Genomic DNA, 1,738 nt, shown 5'->3' on the forward strand with positions numbered 1-1,738 from the left:
GGATAAAACGACTGCAACCGCCAAATCTTCGTCGGGTGAAAAACTTTATGCGCAAAGTAATAGTACCACAAATGAAGTTGGGTGAACTGGCTATCGCCGACATAAAGCTGGATCCTAAATCACGCGACGATATCCCGCAAATCCTGCGCGGACTGCAGCATCTCTATTCCACGCCTGAACTGCGCGAACAGATCTTTGCCATTCTGGAAGAGGTATTGCCTGTGCGTCAAGTCGAAGGAAAGACCGTCAAGGTCGACCCCAACAATGGTCGTCCCGGCATGACACAATGGCAGATTCTGGTGCTGGGCGTGCTCAGATTGGGGCTCAACGCCGATTATGATCGTATCCATGAGTTGGCCAACGAACATAAGACCCTTCGGCAAATGCTTGGTCATAGCGATTGGGCGGACGAAAAGTATTACAATCTACAGACCCTCAAAGATAATCTGCGGCTGTTCACTCCGGAAATCCTGGATCGGCTCAACCAGGTAATAGTCCAAGCGGGACACCAGGCATTAAAAAAAAACTCGGAAGAAGGGGTCGTAGGCCGTTGTGATTCCTTCGTGGTGGAGACAGACGTCCATTTTCCAACCGACATCAACCTGCTCCTGGACGCCATCCGCAAGGTCATCGAAATCAGTGCTGAACTGTCCTCCACCTACAATCTACCGGGATGGCGGCAACACCTCTACCACCAGCGTCAATTCAAAAGGCAGTACCGTAAAGTACAGCGGCTCAAGCACTCCACGTCCAAAAATGAAAGTAAAAAACAGCAAAAAGAGCAGGAGATTAAAGATGCCCATCGTGCCTACCTGGACCTGGCCGAGGGGTATCTGACCCGAGCGGACCAAACCCGCAGCCAGATCGGCTCGTACGATCCTCTCACTGTGGCCTGGCTCAGCGCATTGAGTGATTTCATGGAACATGCCCGTCGGCAGATCGACCAGATTGATAGGCGGGTGCTCCGGGGTGAGCATATTCCTCACGACGAGAAGGTATTTTCCCTGTTTCAACCGCATACCGAATGGATCAGCAAAGGGAAGGCCGGCGTTCCAGTGGAATTGGGACTGCGTGTGTGCATTATGGAAGACCAGGACCGTTTTATTCTGCATCACCGAGTGATGGTAAAGACCACCGATGACAAGGTGGCCTTTGCCATGGTGGGCGAAACCAAACAGAAGTTCCCCACCTTACGAGCGGTGAGCATGGACAAAGGTTTCTATAGTCCCACCAATCAGGAAGTATTGAAACCGCGTCTTGAGTGTTTGGTGCTGCCGAAAAAGGGTAGGCTTTCGCAAGCCGACAAAGAGCGTGAAAGTGATTCTGAATTTGCCAATCTGCGCAAACAACACTCGGCGGTGGAATCGGCAATCAACGCCCTTGAAGTCCACGGACTGGATAAATGCCCCGATCACGGTCTCCACGGATTTAAACGCTACATTGCCATGGCGGTGGTGGCCCGTAACATACAGCGTCTGGGGGCGGTGTTGCGTCAGCAGGAAAAAGAGGCCGCTCAACGCAAACGCGGATCTTACAAAAAAGCAGCCTGAGAAGAGCGGGCTTATCCGGCTGCAAAGTTGATGGCAGAGCTATGCCCGGATAGTGTGGCGGATGAGAATGATTGTCATCTTTTGGCCGGTGAAGACAAAAAATTCTCCAGGAAAGAAAGCCATCCGCATTATCCGTGTCTGCGCTGGTACGAGTTTTTTGAAAATTGGGAGTTTTCTGCCAGGCACTA

The 1,738-nt window shown here is 51.6% G+C and carries 1 protein-coding gene; it reads left to right on the top strand.

All coding sequences use genetic code 11. The annotated features are described in order from the left end of the window. Nucleotides 1–47 precede the first annotated feature (47 nt). The gene (locus ACYQ8U_RS22925; protein ID WP_459947882.1) at nucleotides 48–1,550 is read left to right on the top strand and encodes an ISNCY family transposase; all 1,503 of its coding nucleotides are present in this window, start codon (nucleotides 48–50) and stop codon (nucleotides 1,548–1,550) included. Nucleotides 1,551–1,738 lie beyond the last annotated feature (188 nt).

The organism is Desulfocastanea catecholica, assembly GCF_054657295.1.

Coding starts and splice junctions, on each gene's coding strand:
- ACYQ8U_RS22925 (WP_459947882.1), top strand. CDS start 48: ATGCGCAAAGTAATAGTACCACAAATGAAGTTGGGTGAACTGGCTATC.